General features: G+C 51.8%; 1 protein-coding gene. It reads right to left on the minus strand.

The features are described 5' to 3' along the window. Nucleotides 1–303 (minus strand): hypothetical protein (locus ICL07_RS32195; protein ID WP_188092173.1); only part of this gene is annotated, 303 nt, incomplete at both ends.

Below are 303 nucleotides of genomic sequence, written 5' to 3' on the forward strand. Positions count from 1 at the left end.
TACGTCCGTCATGTCAGCAGAGAGTACCACAGTCGGGTTGGCATCGATGATCACGGAGAACGGAACATCTTTGGTACAACCGGCATTGGTACCATCCTGTACAGTGAGGATGAAGTCGTAAGTGCCGGCAGTGGTACCGGTCGGGAAGTTGACTGTGATAGTACCTACGCCTGTCCATGCACCGGTCTGGGTCGGGAAGCCGGACATCGCGTTGGTAGCGGCAGTTTTGATGGTGTATTTGGTGATAATACCTACCTGGTTGGAAGTAACCAGGTTAAAGGTGGAACCACTGTTACATACAGA

Origin of the sequence: Chitinophaga qingshengii (assembly GCF_014529935.1) — a bacterium.
GTDB classification, from domain to species: domain Bacteria; phylum Bacteroidota; class Bacteroidia; order Chitinophagales; family Chitinophagaceae; genus Chitinophaga; species Chitinophaga qingshengii.